The sequence below is a fragment of the Exiguobacterium sp. s5 genome (assembly GCF_018618075.1).
Lineage (GTDB): Bacteria > Bacillota > Bacilli > Exiguobacteriales > Exiguobacteriaceae > Exiguobacterium > Exiguobacterium mexicanum_A.
Genome location: NZ_JACSLK010000002.1, coordinates 178123 through 202593 on the forward strand (window position 1 = coordinate 178123; position 24471 = coordinate 202593).

20 protein-coding genes and 1 pseudogene are annotated in these 24471 nt (G+C 55.7%); 1 reads left to right on the forward strand and 20 read right to left on the reverse strand.

Features of this window, described 5'->3' with window-relative positions; translation table 11 throughout:
- Window positions 1-13 precede the first annotated feature (13 nt).
- From pknB to gmk, 10 genes and pseudogenes are all read right to left on the reverse strand, one after another.
- Window positions 14-1951 carry a Stk1 family PASTA domain-containing Ser/Thr kinase gene (gene pknB / locus KNP60_RS05015; protein WP_214752682.1) on the reverse strand — a complete coding sequence of 646 codons (1938 nt, stop codon included), beginning with the start codon at window positions 1949-1951 and terminating at the stop codon, window positions 14-16.
- A gap of 5 nt (window positions 1952-1956) precedes the next feature.
- Window positions 1957-2691, reverse strand: a complete 735-nt coding sequence (locus tag KNP60_RS05020; protein ID WP_034777132.1) for a Stp1/IreP family PP2C-type Ser/Thr phosphatase — start codon at window positions 2689-2691, stop codon at window positions 1957-1959.
- 8 nt (window positions 2692-2699) lie between these two features.
- Window positions 2700-3785: a dual-specificity RNA methyltransferase RlmN gene (rlmN, locus tag KNP60_RS05025; RefSeq protein ID WP_034777130.1), complete on the reverse strand. Its 1086-nt coding sequence runs from the start codon at window positions 3783-3785 to the stop codon at window positions 2700-2702.
- Window positions 3786-3787: 2 nt separating this feature from the next.
- Window positions 3788-5116: a 16S rRNA (cytosine(967)-C(5))-methyltransferase RsmB gene (rsmB, locus tag KNP60_RS05030; protein WP_034777128.1), complete on the reverse strand. Its 1329-nt coding sequence runs from the start codon at window positions 5114-5116 to the stop codon at window positions 3788-3790.
- A gap of 1 nt (window position 5117) precedes the next feature.
- Window positions 5118-6032: a methionyl-tRNA formyltransferase gene (gene fmt / locus KNP60_RS05035; protein WP_251131351.1), complete on the reverse strand. Its 915-nt coding sequence runs from the start codon at window positions 6030-6032 to the stop codon at window positions 5118-5120.
- A gap of 39 nt (window positions 6033-6071) precedes the next feature.
- Window positions 6072-6503 (reverse strand): annotated as a pseudogene (def, locus tag KNP60_RS15485) (peptide deformylase); the annotation flags it as partial.
- Window positions 6504-6514: 11 nt separating this feature from the next.
- Window positions 6515-8839 (reverse strand): primosomal protein N', encoded by a 2325-nt coding sequence (gene priA, locus KNP60_RS05040; protein ID WP_214752680.1) that lies wholly within the window; start codon window positions 8837-8839, stop codon window positions 6515-6517.
- Window positions 8836-10026, reverse strand: a complete 1191-nt coding sequence (coaBC, locus tag KNP60_RS05045; protein ID WP_214797038.1) for a bifunctional phosphopantothenoylcysteine decarboxylase/phosphopantothenate--cysteine ligase CoaBC — start codon at window positions 10024-10026, stop codon at window positions 8836-8838. Before coaBC ends, priA begins: the two co-directional genes overlap by 4 nt.
- Before the next feature lie 59 nt (window positions 10027-10085).
- Window positions 10086-10295, reverse strand: coding sequence for a DNA-directed RNA polymerase subunit omega (rpoZ, locus tag KNP60_RS05050; RefSeq protein WP_034777123.1), 210 nt, complete (start codon window positions 10293-10295; stop codon window positions 10086-10088).
- On the reverse strand, window positions 10295-10942 hold the full coding sequence (gene gmk / locus KNP60_RS05055) for a guanylate kinase (protein ID WP_052090097.1): 648 nt from the start codon (window positions 10940-10942) through the stop codon (window positions 10295-10297). The genes rpoZ and gmk overlap by 1 nt, the downstream gene beginning before the upstream one ends.
- A gap of 131 nt (window positions 10943-11073) precedes the next feature.
- On the opposite strand from gmk, the gene KNP60_RS05060 reads away from it, so the two are divergent.
- Window positions 11074-12762 carry an Rqc2 family fibronectin-binding protein gene (locus tag KNP60_RS05060; protein WP_214797039.1) on the forward strand — a complete coding sequence of 563 codons (1689 nt, stop codon included), beginning with the start codon at window positions 11074-11076 and terminating at the stop codon, window positions 12760-12762.
- A 406-nt stretch (window positions 12763-13168) separates the two neighbouring features.
- Here the strand turns inward: KNP60_RS05060 and KNP60_RS05065 are convergent, their stop codons facing one another.
- The 10 genes from KNP60_RS05065 to KNP60_RS05110 all read right to left on the reverse strand — a co-directional run bounded on the left by KNP60_RS05065 (window position 13169) and on the right by KNP60_RS05110 (window position 24411).
- A complete protein-coding gene (locus KNP60_RS05065) occupies window positions 13169-14104 on the reverse strand; it encodes an FUSC family protein (RefSeq protein WP_034777117.1) in 936 nt (311 codons plus the stop codon).
- On the reverse strand, window positions 14101-14931 hold the full coding sequence (locus KNP60_RS05070) for a hypothetical protein (protein ID WP_034777115.1): 831 nt from the start codon (window positions 14929-14931) through the stop codon (window positions 14101-14103). Before KNP60_RS05070 ends, KNP60_RS05065 begins: the two co-directional genes overlap by 4 nt.
- 104 nt (window positions 14932-15035) lie before the next feature.
- The gene (pyrE, locus tag KNP60_RS05075; protein WP_034777114.1) at window positions 15036-15662 is read right to left on the reverse strand and encodes an orotate phosphoribosyltransferase; all 627 of its coding nucleotides are present in this window, start codon (window positions 15660-15662) and stop codon (window positions 15036-15038) included.
- Entirely contained in the window at window positions 15646-16350 is a 705-nt protein-coding gene (gene pyrF / locus KNP60_RS05080) for an orotidine-5'-phosphate decarboxylase (RefSeq protein WP_214752674.1), read from the reverse strand. The genes pyrE and pyrF overlap by 17 nt, the downstream gene beginning before the upstream one ends.
- The gene (locus KNP60_RS05085) at window positions 16325-17251 is read right to left on the reverse strand and encodes a dihydroorotate dehydrogenase (protein ID WP_034777110.1); all 927 of its coding nucleotides are present in this window, start codon (window positions 17249-17251) and stop codon (window positions 16325-16327) included. Before KNP60_RS05085 ends, pyrF begins: the two co-directional genes overlap by 26 nt.
- Window positions 17248-17967, reverse strand: a complete 720-nt coding sequence (locus tag KNP60_RS05090) for a dihydroorotate dehydrogenase electron transfer subunit (RefSeq protein ID WP_034777108.1) — start codon at window positions 17965-17967, stop codon at window positions 17248-17250. Before KNP60_RS05090 ends, KNP60_RS05085 begins: the two co-directional genes overlap by 4 nt.
- Window positions 17964-21167, reverse strand: coding sequence for a carbamoyl-phosphate synthase large subunit (gene carB / locus KNP60_RS05095; protein ID WP_034777106.1), 3204 nt, complete (start codon window positions 21165-21167; stop codon window positions 17964-17966). Before carB ends, KNP60_RS05090 begins: the two co-directional genes overlap by 4 nt.
- A gap of 1 nt (window position 21168) precedes the next feature.
- Window positions 21169-22251 (reverse strand): carbamoyl phosphate synthase small subunit, encoded by a 1083-nt coding sequence (locus KNP60_RS05100; protein ID WP_128122749.1) that lies wholly within the window; start codon window positions 22249-22251, stop codon window positions 21169-21171.
- Window positions 22229-23509, reverse strand: coding sequence for a dihydroorotase (locus KNP60_RS05105; RefSeq protein ID WP_214797040.1), 1281 nt, complete (start codon window positions 23507-23509; stop codon window positions 22229-22231). The genes KNP60_RS05100 and KNP60_RS05105 overlap by 23 nt, the downstream gene beginning before the upstream one ends.
- The gene (locus KNP60_RS05110; protein ID WP_214707412.1) at window positions 23506-24411 is read right to left on the reverse strand and encodes an aspartate carbamoyltransferase catalytic subunit; all 906 of its coding nucleotides are present in this window, start codon (window positions 24409-24411) and stop codon (window positions 23506-23508) included. The genes KNP60_RS05105 and KNP60_RS05110 overlap by 4 nt, the downstream gene beginning before the upstream one ends.
- Window positions 24412-24471: the final 60 nt, after the last annotated feature.

Here is a 24471-nt window from a genome sequence, read left to right on the forward strand (position 1 = left end):
GCACGCCACCTCTTCATTGTGAATCTTTTGCTTGTGCGTAAGTCACCGTATCCGTGCGAACGACTTCGCCGTCGACTTCAATCGTCGCGGTTCCGACTTCGTCCGGTGCGATGACGAGCGTATACGAGTAAGTCGTTGTCTCCGTTATCTTATCACGCAACACCTCGACTTCGCCACGGGCGTCGACCGTCCGAATGACGACTTCGAGTGCCTCGGCTTCTTCGCCTTCAGCGGGCGGCTCGATTTCGACGTTGACTTCCCGTTCAATCGAGACGTCCGTCGGTTCTACCCCTTGTGACACGATGACGGTCAGTTCCGTCCCCGGGTCGACTGCCGTACCGGCCGTCGGGAGTTGACGGATGATTTGATTCGCAGGAACGCTCGTTGAATACTCATCACGTTTGACGATTTTCAAGCTATTCTGTTCGGCATACGTTGTCGCTTCCTCGAACGTATAGCCCGCCAAGTTGGCGAGTTCGATTTTATTGCTGCCGGTCGAGACGACGAGCGTCACCGTCTCTTCAGATGGGACGACCTCGTTGCCTGGGGCGATCGATTGGGAGATGACATCCCCGCTATCGACCGTCTCGGATGCCTCCGACTGAATCTCGATGTCCGTGAACTCAAGATCTTTGAGCGTCCGCTCGGCCGACGACTGGGACAGTCCTTCAACATCCGGCATCTCGACCGTCTCTTTTCCGGCCGAGACGACAATCGTCACGGTCGTCCCACGTTTCGGCTTCCGTCCGGCTTGCGGTGTCTGCGAGATGACGTCGCCAGCGGCGATGTTGTCACTTGCCCGTTCAGTTGCCTCGACGACAAAACCGGCCGTTTCGAGCTCGGTCGTCGCCTCGTCGCTCGTCATGCCGACGACGTCCGGCACGACGGCACGGGACATCTCGTCAGCGATGACGTAAGCCCCAATCCCGCCACCGATCAACAGGAGCGCAAGCAAGAGCCAAAGCCACCACTTCTTCTTCCGTTTCGGTTTGTCTTTCACGGGTTCACTTGCTGCGACCGGTTGCTCCGGCGCCTCTTTGACGTTTGGCTCATCCGGTACGACCGGCGCCATGACGAGCGTCTGATCAAACGCATCTTGCTCAGCATTCGACCGCTTCGGTTCATTCGCACGTTCCGAATCAAGTGACGTCATGCAATCCTTTTTAAACGCGGCGACCGAGGCATGACGTGCGCCCGGTGACTTCGCGAGCGCCTGCATAATACAGTTCTCGAGCGCTTGCGGGATGTTCGGGTTCAAATCCATCGGTCGAATCGGGTCGTCTTGCAGATGCTGCAACGCGACGGCGACCGGCGTCTCGCCGATGAACGGCACCCGGCCGGTCACGAGTTCATAGAGCACGGCGCCGAGCGAATAAATATCTGACTTCTCATCGGCGAACTTTCCGCGCGCTTGCTCCGGGGAAAAGTAGTGGACCGACCCGAGGACCGACATCGTATGGGTCAGCGTCGCGTTCGACATGGCCACCGCAATCCCAAAGTCCGTCACTTTGACGTTGCCGCTCTGATCAATCATCATGTTTTGCGGTTTGATGTCCCGATGAATGATTCGATTCGCATGGGCATGGTCGATCGCATCACAAATCTGTCCCATGATGCGAAGCGCCTCGTCGACAGATATGTACTCTTCTTGCAAATATTGTTTCAGCGTCATCCCGTCGACATGTTCCATGACGATGTAATAGATGTCGCGTTCGTCTCCGACGTCGTAAATGGCGACGATATTCGGATGGTTCAGACTCGTCGCCGCATGGGCTTCTCGTTCAAACCGGCGTATAAATTGTTCATTATGCGAGAATTCAGATCGCAACACCTTGATGGCGACGGTTCGGTTTAAAATCTCATCGTGAGCCCGGTAGACATTTGCCATGCCGCCGCTGCCGATTTGCTGTTCGATCCGATAACGATCGTTGATTCGTTCTCCACTTCGCATCGGATTCATCCTCTCTTTCTATCTGTGAACTGGACGAGGGCAACAGTGATGTTGTCACTCCCACCCAAACGGTTGGCTCGATCGATCAATTGATCCGCCTTGACGTCCGCCGAGACGGGGCGTTCCAAGACTTGCTTGATCTCGTCATCGGTCAAATGCGTCGTCAAGCCGTCCGTACAGATTAAAATCGTGTCAAACTCGGGTTCGGCAAACACTTGCAGATCAGGTTCGACATGCTCTTTCGAGCCGATCGCACGGGTGATGATATTACGTTTCGGGTGGACGCGCATTTCTTCCTCGGTCAACTCCCCGAGCTGCTTCAACACGTTCACGTAGGAATGGTCTTCTGTCAACTGCTGAAGTTTATCGTCACGCAAGGCATACACACGACTATCCCCGACGTGGACGATGACGATCGTCTCGTCGTGCCAGCAGACACCGGCGATCGTCGTCCCCATCATGAGCAGGTTCGCTTGTTTCGAGAAGTCGAGCACTTGCTCATTGGCCAGTTCCACGTTGTGGCGAAACCAATTCTCCATCTCCATCGGTGAGGCCGGAAGCGTCGGGAAGGCACGACGAAACTGCTCGATGACGAGCTGACTCGCGACCTCCCCGGCTTCATGCCCTCCCATACCGTCGGCCACGAGTGCGATCCCGGCGTGCTCGTCCCCTAAAATCAAGACGGCATCCTCGTTTTGCGCTCTCACTTGCCCCCGGTCGGTTCGGTATGCTAATTCCATCTTCCTGATTACCTCGTTTCTTGTTCGCGCTCCTTCGCTCGAAGCTGCCCACAAGCCGCATCGATATCCGAACCTTGTTCGCGACGAATCGTCACGTTCACTTTTCGGTCTTTGAGCACTTTTTCAAAGGCAAAAATTTGTTTACGTGGTGTGCGGACGTAGTCGCGCTCGAGCACGTGGTTGACTGGAATCAAGTTGACGTGACATTTGACGCCTTTCAACAAGTCCGCCAACTGATGGGCGTGTTCTTCCGTGTCGTTGACACCACCGAATAAACCGTATTCGAACGTGATGCGGCGACCACTCTTCTCTGTATAGTAGTTGACGGCTTCCATCAACTTATCCAAGTTGTAGGCACGGTTGATCGGCATGAGACGAGTCCGAATCTCTGTCGTCGGCGCGTGAAGCGAAATGGCGAAGTTGATGCGCATCCCTTCATCGGCGAACTTGTAAATCTTCGGTACGATCCCACTCGTCGACACCGTAATATGGCGTGAACCGATGTTCAAGCCGTCATCGTGGTTGACCGTGCGCAAGAAGCGCATCAATTCGTCGTAGTTATCAAACGGTTCGCCGATACCCATGACGACGATCGAGTCGACTCGCTCTCCGCTCGCGTCGAGCGCGCGTTGGACGTCGAGGACTTGCGCCGTGATTTCACCGGCTTCTAAGTTACGTTTCAAACCGCCGAGTGTCGAGGCACAGAATGTGCAACCAATCCGGCAGCCGACTTGTGTCGTGACACAGACCGAGTTGCCGTACTCGTGACGCATGAGCACGGTCTCGATCGAATAACCGTCTTGAAGCTCGAACAAGAACTTGATCGTGCCGTCCTGTGATTCTTGACGGACGAGTTCTTTCAACGTCGTCAATTGGAACGCCGCGTCTAATTTCTCGCGGAGCGGTTTAGAGACGTTCGTCATATCGTCGAACGATGTCACACGCTTGACGTACATCCAGTCATATAACTGTTTCGCGCGGAACGATTTTTCTCCTGCTTCGATGAGCCACTGTTCGAGTTCTGAATACGTGAGGGAATAGAGTGACGGCTTGGCACCGACCAATGGATTTTTTTCAACTGCTTTTGGATTCATGTTTATACCTCTTTCTTGAATGCGGCGATATAGAAACCGTCCGTCCCGAACGTCGTCGGGAGTAATTTGAGTTCAGCGCGGTCCGATGACACCATCGGGCGCAATACTTGGGGAAGACGGTCCTGGAGTGTCTCATCCCACGTCAATCCGTTCGACAAAATGTAATCGGCCTGCTGCTCATTCTCAGACGGGTCGATCGTACATGTCGAGTACACTAGCGTACCACCTCGTTTGAGGAGTGGCAAGACGGCGTCGATGATTTCACGCTGGACTTTCGGCAGTCCGGCGAGAGCAGATTTGTCTTTTGTCCATTTGATATCGGGCTTGCGGCGGATGACGCCGAGTCCTGAACATGGGACATCGAGCAAAATCCGATCGAAGCTCTCCGGTTCAAACTTGTCACCGGCCTGACGGGCATCGAGGGCAAGTGCGGTCACTCCATCGATATGCAGACGCTTCGCTTGTCGTTCAATCAACTTCGCTTTATGCGGATGCAAGTCGAGCGCGACGAGCGTTCCGCCGTCCATGCGTTCGGCCGTATGCATCGCTTTCCCGCCCGGGGCGGCACAAGCGTCGAGCACGCGTTCTGTCTTCGCGGCTTGAAGCGCATCGGCGACAATCATCGAGCTCTCATCTTGAATCGACAACAAGCCCATGTCGATGAACGCCGTCGCGTGAACGTTTCCGGACTCGATGACGAGCCCGTCCGCTGATAGTTCCGACCGCGTGGCGACGACATCGACTTCAGCGAGCCGTTCAATCATCTCGTCAACGGTGACACGTTGGCGGTTGACCCGGACCGTGACCGGCGCGGGTTCGTTGTTCAATTTACACATCGCCTCGGTCGCTTCGACACCATACGTCTCCACCCATTCGGCGACGAGCCAATCAGGATGGCTATGTTCGATGGCAATCCGTTCAGCGTCTGGCAGCGTGCTCAAATCCGGGAACCCATCCCGGACGACGTTGCGCAAGACGCCATTGACGAACTTGCCGGTTCCCGAATGGCCCCGTTTTTTCGCGATTTCAACCGCTTCATGCAACACGGCCCGATCCGGGATCTTGTCGAGATAAAACAGTTGATAGACGCTCATCCGCAAGAGCGGCAAGACAAATTTGTCCAATTTTTTAGGGTTTTGGACCCGCTTCTCTAAAATATAATCGAGCGTCCGTTTCCGACCGAGCGTCCCGTAGACGAGCTCCGTGTAGAGGCCGACGTCTTTCGTCGCTAATTTTTTTTGTTTCAATAGGTCGTTGACCGCAATCGTCGAATAGGCGCCGCCTTGTTCGATTTTGATTAGCGTATCAAGCGCTGCAACTCGTACGTTCATATTATCCTCCTAGTCGATCGCCGACTTGTAACTTTTGGCCGGCCCCACGCATAAATGTGGCCCCGTCCATTCGTTTTTTACCAGATGGTTGCAAATCGATCACTTTAATGGCGAGCGCGTCGCCTGTCGCGACGACAAATCCATCCTCTTCAAGCCGTACAATCGTTCCCGGTTCACCCGTCCCTGTCGTCTTCGACCCGAAGAACAGTTTGACCCGTTCACCCGCAATTGTCGTATACGCCGTCGGGAACGGATTCATCCCTCTGATATGGTTATAAATGTCTGTGCCGGAACGGGTCCAGTCAATCTGTTCCCGCTCCCGGCTGATGTTCGGTGCGAACGTGACGTCACGCTCGTCCTGCGGCACGGCTTCAATCCAACCAGCAAGGAAAGCAGGAAGCGTCTTGATTAACAAGTCAGACCCTGCGACCGCGAGCTTGTCGAACAACGTACCGACCGTGTCCAATTCTTCGATTGGTACGACCGTGTTGGCAATCATATCGCCGGCATCGAGCTTATCGACCATGTACATGATCGTGACGCCCGTCTCTTTGTCCCCGTCGAGGATGGCTTGATGGATTGGAGCACCACCCCGATGTTTCGGCAAGAGAGAGGCATGGACGTTGATGGCTCCATGTTTCGGCGCTTCTAACAGTTCGGTCGGAACAATTTGACCGTACGCCGCCGTCACGATCAAATCCGGTTCAAGTGCCAAGATGTCCGCATAATCGGTGCGCACCTTTTCAGGCTGTAACACCGGGATGTTGTGGCGCAGGGCACACTCTTTCACCGGCGTCGGTTTCAGTTCGCGTTTTCGTCCGACCGGCTTGTCCGGTTGCGAGACGACACCTACGACATTGTATCCTTCTTCGAGCAAGCGCTCAAGTACGGATACGGCAAACGTCGGAGTGCCCATGAAGACGATGCGTTGATCCGTCCCTTTTTCCGGCACGGCGAGTTTGTCCGTGAACAACACCCCGTCGAGATGATCGATCTCATGTTGAATCGCCCGGGCGAAGAAACCGCTCGCCTTCACTTGTTGGGTGCGGCCCTTCAAATCTTGCGTCTTGACGACGATCGTCTCATGCCGTTCGACGAAACCGAACTCTCCCGGGATGCTCAAGCAGCCTTCAAGGCCGACCTCGCTTCCCGACGTCTCGATGATCTCTGGATTGATCAACACGAGCGGTCCCGTCTCATCATCCGTATGGACGACGGCGAGCCGTTGATTCAAGTTGACCTGCGGGGCGGCAACGCCGACGCCGTCATATTCGTACATCGTGTCGAACAGTCGGTCGACCGTCTGACGCAACTTTTTATCAAATTTCGTCACCGGATCACACGTGACCCGTAAAATCTCATTTGGAATCTCTACTACTTTATACATCTGGTTCCACCTCACATGAATACGTATGGGTTTACGTCGATACTCAATTGATACTCTTTTTTACTGATCGCCTTCGCGCGTGCCTGTTGCAACGCGGCGAGGACCGGATATAGCGCCTCAGGATGTTTCGTTTTGATGAACAACTGATAGCGGAACAAGTTCTTTAGTTTAGACAACGGTGCCGGCATCGGTCCGTTCAGCCGTGACTGGGCCACATGCGCCTCGACGAAATCAGAGGCGAACAGCTCGGCCTCGGCTTGGGCGACGAGCGGACTTTCGGCCGCGAATGTGACAAGCGTGACGTACCAATACGGTGGATGGTTGCCGACTTGCCGCAACTGCATCTCACGAGCGAAAAAGGATTCATAGTCGTGCTCGCTCGCCGTCTCGATGACGTAATGGTCGGGATTGTATGTCTGTACGTACGCCTCACCTGGTAGACTTCCTCGACCGGCCCGGCCCGCGACTTGGGTGACGAGCTGGAACGTGCGCTCGGTCGCCCGGAAATCGGGCATGCCGAGTGTCGCATCCGCCGCGAGCACCCCGACGAGCGTGACGTTCGGGAAGTCGAGTCCTTTGGCGATCATTTGGGTGCCGAGCAAAATGTCGGCCTCTCCATCCTCGAAGCGTTTCAACAGTTGCTCGTGCGACCCTTTTCGGGACGTCGTGTCTTGGTCCATTCGGATGATTCGCGCCTCGGGGATGCGGTTCAACAGCTCGGTCTCGATCTTTTGCGTGCCGGTGCCGAACTGTTTGATTTTCTTGCTGTCACATGTCGGACATTTTGATGGCATCCCAATCTCATAGCCGCAGTAGTGGCATTTGAGCCGGTCACCGTGTTGGTGATACGTCAAGTTGACGGCGCAGTGCGGACAAGTGAGTCCTTCCCCGCAGTCGCGGCACATGACGAACGTCGTGAAGCCACGACGGTTGAGCAAGATGACACACTGTTCTTTTTTGGCGATGCGGTCGTTGATGGCGACAAATAAATCTTCTGAGAACATCGTCGTGTTGCCTTTGGCGAGTTCACGTCGCATATCGATAATATGGACCGGCGGCATCTCGCCCCCGTACCGCTCACTCAATTGCAGATAGCGATAGACGCCTTTTTGAGCGCGGGCGTAAGACTCGAGTGACGGGGTCGCACTACCAAGGACGACCGGGCAACCGTGGTAACGGGCCCGCCAAATCGCAACGTCACGCGCATGATAGCGCGGGTTCTCTTCTTGCTTGTACGTCGTCTCATGCTCTTCATCTAAGATGAGCAGGCCGATGTTCTCGAGCGGGGCGAAGATGGCCGAGCGTGCCCCGACGACGACATCGACTTCACGCCGCTTGATCTTTCGCCATTCATCATATTTTTCCCCTTGCGACAAGGCGCTATGAAGCACAGCGACCCGGTCGCCGAAACGGCGCTTGAACCGTTTCACCATCATCGGCGTGAGCGAAATCTCCGGTACGAGCAAAATCGCCTGTTTGCCTTCATCGACGACTTGACCGATCGCTTCGAGATAGACTTCTGTCTTCCCACTGCCGGTGACCCCATGCAGGAGCAACGTCTCCCCGGCTTCCGCGTCACGGATGGCATGAACGGCCGTCGCTTGACTCTCGTTCAATTGGACCGTCTCAACGACCTGTTCGATCGTGGCATACGGGTCGCGATTCAGTTCGACCTCGGTCACTTTGACGGCACCGAGCGACTCCATTTTTTGCAGTTGGGCGCGCGATAGCCCGATTTGACGTAACGACGACCAATACATGCGCGGTACGTCCTTTAGCAACTCAATCGCTTCTTGTTGTTTCTTCGCACGGGCCGGGATGAGAGTCGCATCAATCAGTTCGATGACGAGGTCCGTCTTGACCGTCCGTTTCTCTTTTAACACCGGCGCGAGCAAGATGTCCCCTTTTTTGGCGAGCGCCAAGATGATGGACTGCGTCTCTTTCGGGTACTCGGAAAGATGGGTACCGGCCCGGACGCCGTCCGGTAGCGTCTCGCCTTTAATCTCTTTGTCGTAGCTCACTTTCAGCGCCGCCGGCAGCATCGCGAGAAGCGCCGACGACCGGAAGCAGAGCGTCGTCTCTTTCACGTGTGTCGATAAGTCGAGCAACTCGTCCGTCAGAGATGATTCTTCATCTAACAGGGCTTCAAGTGGCTTCAAGCCTTCACGCGTCCCTTCCGAGACACCCGTCACGATCCCGAGCAGGCGGCGTGAGCCGAACGGGACCGAGACGCGCATGCCCGGCTCAATCAATGTCTCGAACTGGGATGGGACCTCATAATCGAACGGACGGTCGATCGTGATGACCGGGGCGTCGACATGGACGTGGGCGATCATCGTAAATCTTCCTTAAAGTGGGTGAGCAACTCGACGGCGAGCTCGCGTTTGCTTTGACGAGGCAAGCGGACATGCGCCCCGTCCGCGCGGAACAACATGACCTCGTTGTCGTCAGAGCGGAAGCCGATATCCGGCTGCGACACATCATTCGCGACGAGGTAATCGACCCGCTTACGGACGATTTTATCGCGTGCATGTTGCTCGAGGTTCTCCGTCTCGGCCGCAAAACCGACGAGGAGCTGATGCGTCTTCTTCTCACCGAGTGTCTTCAAGATATCGGTCGTCTCTTCAAGCTCGATCGTCAACGGCCCGTGTACTTTTTTGTGTTTCTCGGTGTGGACCGTCTTCGGACGATAGTCGGCGACGGCTGCCGATTTGATGACGAGATCTTGGTCATCGAAACGTGCGAGCACCGTTTCGAGCATATCTTTCCCGGATTCGACGGCGATGGCGGTCACACCGTCCGGGATCGGTACTTGCAGCGGACCATGGACGAGCGTGACGAAGGCCCCCATATCGCGGGCCGCCTCGGCGAGCGCGACGCCCATCTTGCCTGACGAGTCGTTCGATAAGAAACGGACCGGGTCGATGCGTTCGACCGTCGGCCCCGCCGTGATCAATACTTGCTTCCCGAGCAGATGTTTCGGGACGAACTGGCTCTCGATAATCCGGACGAGGTCTTCCGGTTCCGGCAGACGTCCCCCGCCGACCCAGCCGCAGGCGAGGTTGCCGACACCGGGCTCGATGATTTGATAACCGAACGTTTTGAGCGTTTCGATATTGCGGCGTGTGGCCGGATGTTCGAGCATATTGACGTTCATCGCCGGTGAGACGATGACCGGGCATTTCGCCGCTAAAATCGAGGTCGTGATGAAGTCGTCGGCAATACCGGCCGCGAGTTTCGCGATCATGTTCGCCGTGGCAGGTGCGACGACGATCAAATCACTCGTGTCGACGACGTCGATGTGGGCGATTTTGGTCGGGTCGTGTTCCTCGAACACGTCGGTGTATACCGGATTGCGGCTGAGCGCCTGAAACGTCGCTTTCCCGACGAACTCCTCGGCTGAGGCCGTCATCGCCACGCGCACGTTCGCACCGGCCTGGACGAGTTTCGAAGTGAGCGCGCACGCCTTATACGCCGCAATCCCTCCGCTCACACAAAGCAAGATATTCCGATCGTTCAACATTCACATTTCTCCCCCTTATAGACAATGAGACCCAAGTCGCATCCGACTTGGGTCACAATTCATCCGTTGTTTTTTTCGTTCGTGATGATTGTCGTGTCACCCGAGAATATTTCTTCTAGCGCTTGACCGACCGGCTTATACGATTTTGGCACGGCGATTTTCGCTGCTTTTCCGTCCTGGATTTGGCGGGCCCGCTTCGCGGCCACCGTCACGATCGTGTATTTCGACGGGATGATACGTTGTAAGGCATCAATCGAAGGGTATAACATTAAATGACCTCCATCATGGCTTTTTTATAGAGAGATGCGACACGTTCACGTTTACAATGTTCGGCCGTCACGATCGCTTTGATACGATCAATCGCTTTGTCCACTTCATCATTCGTAACGACGTAATCGTATGCATCCATCAATTCAATTTCTTCCCGGGCGACGAGCAAGCGTTGCTTGATCACATCTTCCGATTCCGTACCTCGACCGACTAAGCGGTTGCGTAGTTCTTGCAAGCTTGGCGGAGCCAAGAATAAAAAGACCGCTTCCGGGAAACGCTCTTTCACTTGGAAAGCACCTTGGACTTCAATCTCAAGGATGACGTCTCTTCCGCTCTCGAGTGTCTCACGAACCCATTCGACCGGTGTCCCATAATAGTTGCCGACAAATTCAGCGTGTTCGAGCAATTGATCGTGCTCGATCATGTCTTCAAATTGTTCTCTCGTCTTAAAGAAGTAATGCACGCCTTCCACTTCCCCTTCACGCGGTTTCCGGGTCGTCGCCGAGACCGAATATTGAAGGTTGTTGTCCTCTTCCTCACGGAGCACGCGGCACACTGTCCCTTTACCGACGCCACTCGGGCCAGACAAGACGATTAATAATCCTCGTTCTTTAAAATTCACTGCAAGACCTCCATCTTCTAACATCACATTTAATTATAATAGCAGTCAATCAATTGTTCCGGCAAGAAGAAGTTCGGATTTCCTACTTCATCGTACCATATTTTCCATGAATCTGATAACGTAGAGACAGAAAAAGAACAAAGGTGATGAGACTAGTGGCATATGATGGATTAATGACATATCGTGTTGTAACAGAATTACAAGCTCTTGTCGGAGGGCGAATCAATCGCGTGCACCAACCGTATTCCCTCGACTTGATGATTCAAGTCCGATCGAACCGCCAAAGCGTCCAATTGCTCGTTTCGGCGAACGCGATGTACGCGCGGCTCCAATTAACGGATAATCCGACCAAGAACCCGCAAGAACCCCCGATGTTTTGCATGATGCTCCGCAAACATATCGAAGGTGGCTTCATCACGGCGGTCGAACAAATCGGACGTGACCGTGTCATCGTCTTGTCGATTCGTTCACGAAACGAGCTCGGCGACGAAGAGAACAAGAAAGTGTATATCGAATTGATGGGACGGCACTCGAACGTCGTGTTGACGAACGAGGACGGCAAAATTTTAGACGCGATCAAGCACTTGCCACCGTCACAGAACACGTACCGGACGATCATGCCGGGCAGCGATTATTTATTGCCGCCGGCCCAAGACAAGTGCGACCCGTTGACAGAACGTGAGGCCGGCTTGAAGCGAATCGATTGGAACTCAGGAAAACTTGATAAACAACTTGTCGCCAGTTTCGCAGGCCTGAGCCCGCAGATTGCACAAGAAATCGTCCATCGGGCCAAACTCCCGAACCGGGCGAGCATCGAAGAGGCGTTCATCGGTGTGATGGCCGACCTCGAAGGACCGTTCGTTTTCCAACAGCTCGCTTCCGGAAAAGAACGTTTCAGTCCGATCGTGCTCACGTCAGGAGAGATTGCCGCCGAAGAACGCTACGAGACGAGCAAAGACGTCCTCGACCGCTTCTTCTATGAAAAAGCGAACCGAGACCGCGTCAAACAACAGGCGCATGATGTCGAACGTTTGCTCAAGTCCGAGCTCGAGAAGAACATCTTGAAGCGGAAGCGTCTGCTCGACGACTTGAAGGCGACGGAACGGTCCGATGAGCTCCAAAAATACGGTGAACTGTTGACGACGTACTTGTTCCAACTTGAGAAAGGCATGACCGTCGCTCACGTCGTCGACTACTACGACGAAGAAGGCGGTATGATCGACATTCCGCTCAATCCGCTCAAGACGCCAAACGAAAACGCACAAGCCTACTATAAGAAATACAACAAGTTGAAAGTCGCCAAAATCGAAGTGCAAAAGCAAATCGAATTGAACGACGCCGAGATTCACTATTTAGAAACGCTCGTCGCCCAACTCGATGTCGCCTCGCCGGCTGATATCGTCGAGATTCGGGAAGAGTTGGCCGAAGGCGGCTATATGAAACAACGGAATCAAAAGAAGAAACAGACGAAGAAAATTTCGCTCGAAGCGTATACGTCGTCGACGGGGACAGAGTTCTTCGTCGGGAAGAACAATACGCAAAACGATCATTTGACGTTCAAGTTCGCCCGCCGCGACGAGATTTGGCTCCACGTGAAAGATATTCCCGGTTCACACGTCATCATCCGTTCGAGCGAGCCCGACGAGACGACGCTGCTCGAAGCCGCGACAGTCGCCGCCTACTTCTCGAAGGCCCGTGCCTCGAGCGGTGTGCCGGTCGATTACACGAAAGCGCGCTACGTGAAAAAGCCGAGCGGCGCCAAACCTGGATTCGTGATCTATACGGACCAGCAGACGGTGTACGTCACGCCGGATGAGCGACTCGTCAAATCACTCCAGCAGTAAGTACAGGCCACGTCACATGACGTGGTCTTGTTTGTGACTTGCATAGAAATCGATGCTTACTATCGCCTTCGCCGGCACCCTCCGTTCCTGGGGCGATGCGGATGCCTCCGCAGTGCGTACCGCACTTTACGGGGTCATCCTTGCATCGCTCTCCCCTAGGAGTTCGGCTGCCGGCCCGGGCATCGGTTGGTCCTGCTTCTTTTTGGTTTTCCTCTAATACGTAAAGATGAAAGATTGCTTGTCCGTGGCGCCGGAGACTCCTACAGGATAGCAATCCGACGGAGACCCAGCAGCGACGCTAGTCGCGATGCGGCTCCGGGATTGCCTGTGGAAAGCGAAGGCGCCTAAAGGACGAGCTCTCAATCAATCATGAAGCAAGGCCCCGTCGCTAAAACGGGGCCTTGCTTCATTTCGGATTATGTTTGAACGCTTCGAGCTGTTCATGATAGTCGAGCAAGTGCCCGTGTAAGATTTCAGAAACGGATAAATCTTCGTGTGGCAACGTGAACAGCGAATACGGCTTGTCACACGTGTAGAGGATGTCGTGATGATGCGCAAGGAGATATAAAAACTCGGATTCGAACGCCCGGCGCTCTTCCTCACCCATCAACAATAGTGCCTCACGGTGTTCGGCGAGACTCTCGAGCAGCAAGACGAGCTTGTCCTCAAGGTGAATCAATAGACGATACTGTTTGATCGTCAAATGCTTCAATGTCACGTTCGTCACTTTCATGTCTTCTTGGAGCATCATGTGCAGCTCCTGATGCCCGAGGATGCGGGCCCGCGTCTCGAGCAATTCTGATGGTGATCCGACAAGTTCGCGCCAATGGTGGAACATGTAGGCCGATGTCTTTCGAATCTCACTGAGCAACCGATCTTCATAACGAGGCGGCAGGAACGCATAGTTCACTCCGAGCGAGACGAAAACACCGACGGCCGTCAAAAGCGAACGGGTCCACGCATAATGGAAGAAGTCGGTCGTCGGGTTCTCGAGCATGAGCACGATTGCGAACGCCGCGTACGTCGACATGTGCGTCTTATCGAACGTCGTGTTGAGCGTGAGCGCCACGATGACGGCGAGCCCGATCGAGATCGGGTTGACTCCGAACGCGTAGACGATCAAGAGACCGCACATGAGCCCGACAATCGTCCCGAAGATTCGACTGAAGACAATATTTGACGACCGTTTCACGGTCGGTTGCATCGCGACGACGGCCGCGATGGCCCCCATGCCTGAATAGATGCCAAACACGTACCATGACAAGGCGATCGTGATGGCGACGGCAATCCCCGTCTTTAATGTCCGGAGTCCGACTTTAGGGATGTAACGTTTGTTGATCATTTAAGTTCGACCTTTCCTGTCTCGGAAATGAGTTCGATATTCGGTCGGTTCGAGTTCGACAGATGATACACGCCGCCCCCGATTTCCTTGAACCGCTCGGATGCTGTCACGTTGCCGGACGTGGTGACGTTCACTTGTCCGGTCGCATTGCGCGGCTCGTAGGCGAGCGTCCCAGCCTCGGTCTGAACCGTCAAGCTTTGATTGACGACGATGTCACCCACGGTCGCATTCCGATAGGAGCGGATATTTCCCGTGACGACCCGGACGGTCTCTAGTGTCGCATCACTCCGCGTCTCGACACGAAGTCGATCACTTTCGAGTTTCTTTACATTGACTGCGTTCGCCTCCAAGATGATCGTCTTGGCGATCAATCCTTGTCCCGTCACTTGCTCGGCCTCGACATCGATTGACGTCATCGAGCTCGGCAAGGCGACGCGAATTTTATAGCGGGACGGCTCATCGCTCGCCCGGCTGCCGAATTGACTCAGTTGGCCATACCGCTCGACGACCGAGATTGTGTCGCCGACCGACTTGACTTTGATGCGACGCTCTTTCGAGTTCGTCTGCAACACGTCAATTTGAACCTTCTCATTCGTGCTCCGAACAAATTCGACGTTGCCATGCGCCGTCTCGAGCCGAAGCCTCTTCATCTGGTATCGGTCCTCGTACGTGTCCCCGAGTGCCAACACATGGCTGAATATGAATAAATTCAAGAAAAAAATGAGGGGCAAGACGGTGAAGACAAGTCCGAACGCGATTTTACGATGTTTCGGGATCGCTTGAAAGCGAGCTTTCAAGGACTTTCCCTTCATTCTAGAATACGCCATACACATCTCCTTTATTAACTGCTTTCCCTATTCTAACACGTTCAGTATGCCATGTTACCAATTGAAAAAGAATCCGCCCGGAGGTGGATTCTTAGAAAGGTAGATTACGATGTGACACGAGCGCTCCAACCTGTCGGATCATTCCGCCAGTCACGTAAAGTAGCAGCCTCTTCTTTACTGATGATGCGCTTCTTGACGGCGACGTCGAGCACATCCAACAGTGTGATCAGCGCGTGCGCAGTGAAGCCGGAGTCCAACAAATTGATGTGAAGACGGCTCAGACTGTAGGAAAAGATTGCTTGAATCTTGATCACTTCCCCGCCGGCTTTCTGGATCGCTTTGGCGGCCTCGATGCTCGATGAACCGGTCGACAACAAGTCTTCAATCACGACGACACGAGCGCCAGGCTCGAACCGACCTTCGATTTGATTCCCTTTCCCATGTCCTTTCGCACTCGAACGGACGTAGACGAGCGGCAAACCGAGCCGGTCGGCGACAAGCGTCGCATGAGGAATTCCCGCTGTCGCTGTCCCGGCGATGACATCGGCGTTGAGCGGACGGATCGCTTCGACGAGCGCATCGATGATGAGATTGCGGACGTCAGGATAGCTGAGCGTCAAACGGTTGTCACAATAAATCGGACTCTTCATCCCGCTCGACCATGTATACGGGTTCTCGGGAGAAAGGGTCACGGCCTCGATCTGTAATAAAGCTTCAGCGATTTGTCTCATAAGTTCGACTCCATTCCTGTAAGTAGTATTCATATGCGGCGTTCGGGTCTTCAGCCCGAGTGATCGGCCGGCCGACGACGATGGCCGACACGCCGGCCTCACGCGCCGCTTTTGGTGTGGCGGTCCGGACTTGATCGTCTACTGTCTCGTTCATCCGGATACCCGGCGTCACGGTCAAAAATGAAGAGCCGAGTGCTTGGTGGATCGCGCGGGCCTCATGCACGGACGCGACGACCCCGTCGAGTCCGGCCCGACCGGCCATGGTTGCCTGGCGAAGGACGGCCTGCTCCAGACCGCCTTTGATGTTTAATTCTTCAGAAAGCATCCGTTCATCGGTCGACGTCAACTGGGTGACCCCAATCAATTTCGTCGTATCGGTCACATCACGTAAGCCGTCTAAGGCGTAGCGCATCATCGTCTCGCCGCCGAGTGTATGGACGTTCGTCAACTCGACGCCGAGGCGGCCGATTTGACGGAGCGTCCGCCGTGCCGTCTCCGGGATGTCGTGGACTTTGATGTCTAAAAAGACGGGGTATCCATTGTCGACGAGTTGCTCGACAAAACGCCCTCCTTCCCGATAGAACAGCTCCATCCCGACTTTGACGGCTGGTTTCTGATTGATTCGTTCCAATAGACGGAACGCGTCGGCGCCCGTCTCGACATCAAGCGCGAGATACAGTCTGTTCATAAGCTTTCCCCCTGATGTCTAAAATGTGATCGATGCCAAGTTCGTCAAGTCGTCCCGGCAACGCTTCGATGATTTCTTGACAGACGTACGGGTTCTCAAAATTGGCCGTTCCGACCGCGACCGCTGAGGCACCTGCGTAGATAAACTCTAATACGTCGTCCACCGTCCGCACGCCGCCCATCCCGATAATCGGGATATCGACGGCCTGAGCGACTTCATACACCATCCGAATGGCGACCGGTTTGACGGCAGGGCCAGACAAGCCCCCGATTCGATTGGCGAGAATCGGTTGCCCGGTCGTGACGTCGATGCGCATCCCGACGAGCGTGTTGATCATCGTGATCCCGTCGGCACCGGCCGCTTCGACCGCCTTGGCCATCGCCGTGATCGACGTGACGTTCGGTGATAGTTTAACGTAAACCGGTTTCGTTGACGCCGCTTTGACAAGCCGGGTCAATTCGGCCGCCATCTCGGGATCGGTCCCGAACTGCATCCCGCCGCACTTCACGTTCGGACATGAAATGTTCAGCTCGAGCGCTTTAATGGTCGGGTCGGCACTCATCTGGCGGGCGACGTGAATATACTCTTCTGGCGTCGAGCCGGCCACGTTGGCGATGATCTCGGTATCAAATCCCGACAGGAACGGAAGCTTGTCTTCGATGATGGCGTCGACACCTGGGTTTTGAAGGCCGATGGCATTCAGCATCCCTTGCGCCGTCTCAGCGACACGGGGCGTGCCGTTGCCGAATCGCGACTCGCCTGTCGCCGCCTTAATCATAATACCGCCTAATATCGATAAGTCATAGAGTTTGGCGAACTCTTCACCGAATCCGAAACAGCCTGACGCCGGCATGATCGGATTTTTCAACTGTAAGCCTGGCAAATCGACGTGTAATCTCATAGCGTCACCTCTTCCGCACGAAATACCGGTCCGTCACTGCACACTTTGACGTAACCGCCTGGCGCTTCGCACACGCAAGCGAAACAAGCGCCAATGCCACACCCCATCCGATTCTCGATCGAGATATATCGCTCTTCGATATGTGATGCGGCGACTGCCTTCAACATCGGTTCCGGTCCACAGCTGAACAACACATCGGCCTCGACCCGCGCGAGCGGGCCGGTCACAAATCCCATTTCCCCATACGTTCCGTCGACCGTCGTGATGATCGTCTCCCCCAGTTCACGGAACGCGTCTTCATAAAAAATGCTCGTTTTCGTATCAAACCCGAGAATCGCCACCGTCTCAATCCCGCGTGCGGCGAGCAGACGCCGCGTGTAGTAGAGCGGCGGCACCCCGATGCCCCCACCGACGAGGACGACACGCTTGCCTGTTTGCTCGAGCGGGAAACCGTTGCCGAGCGGTCCGAGGACGTCCAAGACGTCTCCCGTCCGACGAGCGGCCAAATCTGCCGTCCCGCTGCCGATGACTTTATACAGGAACGTGACGACGTTGCCTTCGACGTTCGCGACCGAGAGCGGCCGGCGCAACAGCTCTGACGTCTTCACGTGAAAGAACGTGCCCGGCGCGACTTCTTGCGGTGCGATTTCGACTTTCATCTCCATCGTCGCTGTCGCGATCAATCGGTTCGATAAAATGGTCGCGAGTTGTCTCATACGGTCACCCCGAATGTCGTGAACGCCGGCAAACTCGTTGTTTGGAACGACAGGCTCTCGATGACTTGGAGCAGCGCCTTGACCGTATCGAGCGACGTCAGGCAGAGCACGCCTTGCTCGGCCGCGGCCCGACGGATGATGAACCCGTCTTTCGTCGCGAGGGCGTCACGCGTCGTCGTGTTCAAGACGATGTCGACTTCTCCTCGTTCGATGACGCTCAGCATCGTCTCACCAGACTCATTGATCTTCCCGACCGGATGGACCGGTAGGCCGTCTGCTGAGAGCGCCTGCGCCGTACCGGACGTGGCCATCAGGCGGAATCCGAGTCGATTGAAACGGCGGGCGATGTCGAGCGCCTCTTCCTTGTCTTGGTCGGCGACCGTCAATAGGACATTCCCTTTCAAGGCGATCGTCATGCCGGCGGCGACGAGCCCTTTATACAGTGCTTTTTCGAGCGTACGGTCTGTCGCCATGACTTCGCCGGTCGATTTCATTTCCGGCCCGAGCGACGGATCGACTTCTTTTAATTTCGCGAAACTGAACACTGGCACTTTGACCGAAATCGCGTCCGCTTCTGGATGCAGGCCGGTCCCTAACCCTAAATCTTTAAGACTCGTCCCGAGAATCGTCTGCGTGGCGATGCGCGCGATCGGCAGGCCCGTCACTTTCGAGATGAATGGGACGGTCCGGCTCGCCCGCGGATTGACCTCGATGACGTATAAATCGTCCGCGTAGACGAACTGGATATTGAGCAACCCTTTGATTCGGAACGCCTTGGCGAGTTTGATCGTGTAGTCGACGACTTTTTCTTTCAATGCCTCACTCAATCGTTGCGGCGGATACACGGCGATCGAGTCACCCGAGTGGACCCCGGCCCGTTCGATATGTTCCATGATGCCCGGGATATAGACGTCGGTCCCGTCACAGATGGCATCGACTTCAATCTCGATGCCCGTCAAGTAGCGGTCGATGAGGACGGGACGGTCTTTCGAGGCGACGACGGCGTGGCGCATATACCGTTCGAGCTCCGAGCGCTCATAAACGATTTCCATCGCCCGGCCTCCGAGCACATATGATGGACGGACGAGTACCGGATAACCGAGCATATCGGCGCAAGCGACGGCCTCTTCGACCGTGACCGCCGTCTTGCCCGGCGGTTGGGCGAGTCGTTCGGCCGAGAGCGTCGCTTCGAACGCTTTCCGGTCTTCGGCGCGGTCGATATCTTCAAGCGACGTCCCTAAAATTTGGACCCCTTCTGCTTCGAGCGAGGCCGCCAAGTTGATCGCCGTCTGGCCGCCGAACTGGACGATGACGCCGAGCGGCTGTTCGTTGCGGATGACCTCGAGCACGTCTTCGGTCGTGAGCGGTTCGAAGTAGAGCCGGTCCGAGATCGAGAAGTCGGTCGACACCGTCTCCGGGTTATTGTTGATGATGATCGCTTCGTAGCCTGCGTCACGGATCGTCTGAATCGAGTGGACGGTCGCGTAGTCGAATTCGACACCTTGCCCGATCCGGATCGGTCCCGAACCGAGGACGAGAATCGATGGTTTGTCCGTCTTCACGGCCTCGTTCTCGACTTCGTACGTCCCGTAAAAGTATGGTGTCTCCGAAGCGAACTCGGCCGCACACGTGTCGACCATCTTATACACCGGGCGGATGCCCCAGTCGTTCCGAAGCGATGTCACCGTCTCCACAGTCTCATTCGTGATTCGGGCGATCATCTTATCGCTGAAGCCGAGACGTTTCGTCTCGATGAGGCGTTCTTTCGAAAGCGGCTCATGCTGAAGCGTCTCTTCTTGTTGCCAAATCCGAGCGAGTTTCGATAAGAAGAAACGATCGATTTTTGTCAGCTCATGCAACTGTTCTGTCGAGTAGCCGCGGCGGAGCGCCTCATAGAGCATCCACAACCGCTCATCCGTCGGTGTCGTCAGTTCGCGGTCGAGCTCCGCGGTGCTTAGTTGCGCGAGGCGTGGCACGGCCAAGTCTTCTGTCCCGAGTTCGAGCGAACGGACGGCCTTCAAGAGTGCTTCTTCCAAGTTACGGCCGATCGCCATCACTTCCCCGGTCGCTTTCATCTGCGTGCCGAGGCGACGATCAGCCGTCTCGAACTTATCGAAGGCGAAGCGCGGGATTTTGGCGACGACATAGTCGAGCGCCGGTTCGAACGAGGCGTAACTCGTCTCCGTCACCGGGTTCTTCAGTTCTGACAACTTGTATCCGACCGCCACTTTCGCAGCCAGCTTGGCGATCGGGTACCCCGTCGCTTTCGAGGCGAGCGCCGAACTGCGCGAGACACGCGGATTGACCTCGATGACGTAATACGTGAAGCTGTCCGGGTCGAGGGCGAATTGGATGTTGCATCCGCCTTCGATGCCGAGGGCGCGGATGATGTCGAGTGAGACGCTGCGAAGCATCTGATAGTCGCGGTCAGACAGTGTTTGTGTCGGTGCGAAGACGATCGAGTCGCCCGTATGGACCCCGACCGGATCAAAGTTTTCCATCGCACAGACGATGATTGCCTGGTCGCTCGAATCGCGCATCACTTCATACTCGACTTCTTTCATGCCAGCGATTGATTTTTCGAGCAACACTTGTGTCACCGGGCTCGCTTTCAGTCCCGATTCGACGAACTGCTCAAATTCATTCCGGTCATGGGCGATCCCGCCACCGGTTCCTCCGAGTGTGTACGCCGGACGGATGATGATCGGGTAGCCGATCCGTTCCGCAAAGCCCCAAGCCGACTCGAGTGACTGCACGATCTCGCTTTCCGGGACCCCGTGCCCGAGTTTATACATGAGGTCGCGGAACTGTTCCCGGTCCTCAGCCTGTTCGATGGCCGATAATTTCGTCCCGAGCAATTCGACGCCGCAATCTTCAAGCACGCCGCGGCGATCGAGTTCCATCGCCAAGTTCAGGCCGGTCTGGCCGCCGAGTGTGGCGAGGAGCGCGTCCGGACGTTCTTGACGGATGATCCGCTCGACGAACTCCGGTTCGAGCGGTTCGATGTAGACGCGGTCCGCCGTCGTCGGGTCGGTCATGATCGTGGCCGGGTTCGAGTTGACGAGGATGACCTCGTATCCTTCTTCTTTCAAGGCAAGACACGCCTGGGTACCAGCATAGTCAAATTCTGCCGCCTGTCCGATGACGATCGGGCCGGATCCGATTACAAGGATTTTCTGAATATCTGGTCGTTTTGGCATGTCACATTCCTACTTTCTGTTTGTTTTCTTGGACGATCTGCATGAAGCGGTCAAATAAGTCGTTGGCGTCATATGGACCCGGTGCCGCTTCCGGATGGTATTGGACCGAGAACGTCGGATGATGCAAGTGCTTCACCCCTTCGACCGTGCCATCGTTGACGGCGCGATGCGTGACGACGAGTCCGGTCGTCGCGAGTGATGCCTCATCGACCGCGTAGCCGTGGTTTTGGGATGTGATCGTCACCGCGCCGGTCTCAAGTTCGAGCACCGGATGGTTGGCGCCGCGATGGCCGAACGGGAGTTTGAACGTATTGGCCCCGCTCGCGAGTGCGATCAACTGATGGCCGAGACAGATCCCGAAGATCGGCAACACCGGCATGAGGCGCTCGATGAGCGGCAACGCCGTCGGGACGTCTTTCGGGTCCCCAGGTCCGTTCGACAGCATGACGCCATCCGGTTCATAGCGCATCACTTCGTCGGCCGTCACGTCGTGCGGCAAGACGACGACTTCACAGTCGCGCTTCACGAGTTCACGCATGATGCCGAGTTTCGCACCGAAGTCGATGAGGGCGATACGCGGCCCGCGGCCCGTGCTGACATACGCCCGCTTTGTCGAGACGCGCTCGACTTGATCGGTCGGAAGAAGGACGTCAAAGCGATCCTGGACCGATGCCCACGTCGATTCCCCATCGACCATGACACCGCGCATGACGCCACGTGAGCGGAGATGACGCGTCAACATCCGCGTGTCGACCCCTGCTAGACCTGGGATATTGAAGCGGAGAAGCGTATCACTGAGCGTTGCGGTCGAGCGGAAGTTCGAAGGCAAATCGCACACTTCTTTCACGATGAGTCCTTTCGCCATCGGTACGGTCGTCTCAAAATCTTCCCGGTTGACGCCGTAGTTGCCGATCAACGGGTTTGTCAACACGATGAGCTGGTCGCAGTACGATGGGTCCGACAACATCTCCTGATACCCGGTCATCCCGGTCTGAAAGACGACTTCCCCGATCGTCTCGACGTCTGCGCCGAATGCTGTTCCTACAAATGAAGTGCCGTCCTCAAGCCATAATGTTCGTTTCATCGAATCTCCCCTTATATACGATTTTTCCAGCCGCGATCGTCATCACCGGCCAGCCTACCAGTTTCATCCCCGTGAACGGTGTGTTTTTTCCTTTCGAGCGGAATGTCGTCGGATCGACCACTTGCTCCGTCTCCGTATCGATGAGGGCAAAGTCTGCCGCCCGTCCGACTTCAATCACACCGTACGGTAACCCGAACACGTCGCTCGGACGTTTCGTCATCCAGTCGATGAGCGCCGCTTCTTCCATCTGACCCGTCTTGACGAACGTCGTGTACAAGAGCGGGAACGCTGTCTCGAATCCGGTGATGCCGAACGGGGCCCGTTCCATGCCGGCCGCTTTTTCTTCGGCCGTGTGCGGGGCGTGGTCCGTCGCAATCATATCGATCGTCCCGTCGAACAAGCCTTCAAGGAGCGCCTCACGGTCGTCACGGCTCCGGAGCGGCGGATTCATTTTAAAGTTCGGGTCGAGGCCCGGGATATCGTCTTCACAGAGGACGAGGTGATGCGGTGTCACTTCGGCCGTCACCCGGATGCCGGCTCGTTTGGCGTCACGGATGACACGTACCGACTGTCGTGACGAGACGTGGCAGACGTGATAGTGACAGCCCGTCTCTTCGGCGATCAAGACGTCACGGGCGATATGGATGCTTTCGGCGAGGCTCGGGATGCCTTGGATGCCGTGTTCTTCACTGAACCGGCCTTCATGGACCGAACCGGCCTTGAGCGTATTGTCCTCGCAGTGGGCGACGACCGCCTTATCGAGACGTTTTGCTTCCCGCATCGCCTCACGCATCATCGCCGCCGATTGGACGCCGACGCCGTCATCGGTGAACGCGAACGCATCTGCGAGCGAAGCCATGTCGACTTGCTCGGTGCCGAGCTGTCGTTTCGTGATGGCGGCGTATGGAAGGACGCGTACGCTTGCGTCTTGCTCGATTTTAGCCAGGAGCTGGTCCATCGTCGCCCGGTCGTCCGGGACGGGACGTGTGTTCGGCATGGCGCAGATTGTGGTGAACCCGCCGGCCGCAGCCGCCTCGGTCCCCGTTTTGATCGTCTCTTTCTTCTCCCCGCCCGGCTCGCGCAAATGAACGTGGACATCGACGAGCCCCGGAATGAGGAGCTTCCCTGTCGCATCGATCACTTCATGTCCTTCGGTCGTGCCGTCATAGTCGATCGAGCGGATTTCGCCGTCCTCGATCAATAGATTCGTCGTCCGTTTCGTGTTCCCGTCATACCAATTTGCGTGTTGAAGTATCATAATTGTCCCCCTAATGCTCGATTTAAAATGGCCATCCGGGCGTAAACGCCGTTCGTCATCTGTGGAAAGATCCTCGACTTCGGATGTTCAATCAAACTGCCGGCGATCTCGACGTCACGGTTGACCGGTGCCGGATGCATGATGATCGCTTGCCCTTTCATTCGGTCGACGCGTTCGGGCGTCAACCCGTAGCGCGCATGATAATCTTCCTTCGAGAAGATGTCGCCCATGATGTGGCGTTCGTGCTGGACGCGGAGCAACATGACGACGTCACAGTCCGCTAACACATCGTCGAGGTCCCGATGTTCGAGCCCCATCGACTCGTCCCACCAAGAGGCGGGGCTGCAGCCGACGACGTTCGCCCCCAGGCGTTTCAATACGCTTGCGTTCGAACGTGCGACGCGGCTATGGACGAGGTCGCCGCAGATGGCGATGTTCAACCCTTCGAACGTCTTGAACTCTTCAAAGATCGTGACGAGGTCTAACAGTGATTGCGAGGGGTGCTCCCCGCTCCCGTCACCGCCGTTCAACACCGGGATGTTCAACTTTTCAACGAGTTCATGGTAATAGCCCGACTCCGGATGGCGGATGACGAGGGCATCGACCCCGATTGCCTCGAGCGTCTTGCACGTGTCGTACAGCGTCTCGCCTTTCGTCACCGATGACGTCGCCACGTCGAACGGAATCTCTTGTACTTTCAAGTGCCGTTCGGCCATTTGAAACGAATTTTTCGTTCGCGTCGAGTTTTCAAAGAACAAGTTCGCGACCGTCTTGCCGTCGAACAAGGGTGGCATGTCCCCTTGTTTGTAGCGTAGCGACTCCTCGATCAATCCCATGATCTCGTCGAGCGAGAGCGTATCCAGACTGACAAAATGCTTCGGTTGTTGTTTGATTAAGTTCATGTTCGTCTCCTCCTTTTGTGTGAAGGCAAAGAGAAAAGGCGTCTCTTCACCTACGTGAAG